Consider the following 728-nt stretch of genomic DNA (forward strand, 5'->3'; position numbering starts at 1 on the left):
TAATTAACGACGACGCGAAGGCAGCGGGGTTTCGGCGGATTGAGGTTTTGACTGGTCCGGGCCGGCGACGGYGGTGGTCGGACGCGGAGAAGGCGCGGATTGTTGCCGAGACGCTTCGTGGGGGAGCGACGGTGACGGAGGTTGCGCGGCGCTGGGCGCTTTGTCCGCAGCAGATCTGGGGCTGGCGTCGGCAGGCCCGCGAAGGCATCCGACGTGGTCACGTCAATTCACAATTGATTCAACACGCCTCCCGGCGGGGATGAGCAGCTACTCAAATTGCAGACCATTACCGAAAAAGTTCCCTACTACCGTGTAGTTGGCATTCTGCGCGGTGATGGCGGGGGTCGCAATGTCCCGATAATAGGCCCATGCCTTGTAGACGCTATATTCCTTGCGGAAGTCGCCAAGCTCGGTCCCGGAAACCTTCCAATATGAATAGGTTGCAGCGAGATCACCTGGAAAGCCCTGTCCGTAACAGTAGAAGTTTTGCCCCTGCCGGAAGAAGATCCAAACAAGTTTTGAAGTCGGAAGCACAAGTCCGAGCGGAGGAATATCAATGTTCGCCCGCTGCACTGCGTCCATAATGTATTTCTTAATCTGCTGCTCAATAACGAGGCGTCAGAATCGCCGACATCGCGCGCCAGATTCTTGAGCAGCCCCTGGAGCTGATCGAAGTGCGTCGGAATCCCCATCCGTCGCTGATCAGCTGTGTGTTCAGTCTTTCCAAA

2 protein-coding genes are annotated in these 728 nt (G+C 56.8%); one reads left to right on the forward strand and one right to left on the reverse strand.

What is annotated here, in order from left to right:
• A partial coding sequence (locus tag RT91_RS21135) for a transposase (protein ID WP_205409004.1) occupies positions 1-263 on the forward strand: 263 nt, incomplete at its 5' end.
• A 4-nt stretch (positions 264-267) separates the two neighbouring features.
• Here the strand turns inward: RT91_RS21135 and RT91_RS19815 are convergent.
• Positions 268-582 (reverse strand): hypothetical protein, encoded by a 315-nt coding sequence (locus tag RT91_RS19815; RefSeq protein ID WP_035189743.1) that lies wholly within the window; start codon positions 580-582, stop codon positions 268-270.
• Between the last annotated feature and the right edge of the window lie 146 nt (positions 583-728).

It is taken from the genome of Acidiphilium sp. JA12-A1 (assembly GCF_000724705.2).
Taxonomy (GTDB): domain Bacteria; phylum Pseudomonadota; class Alphaproteobacteria; order Acetobacterales; family Acetobacteraceae; genus Acidiphilium; species Acidiphilium multivorum.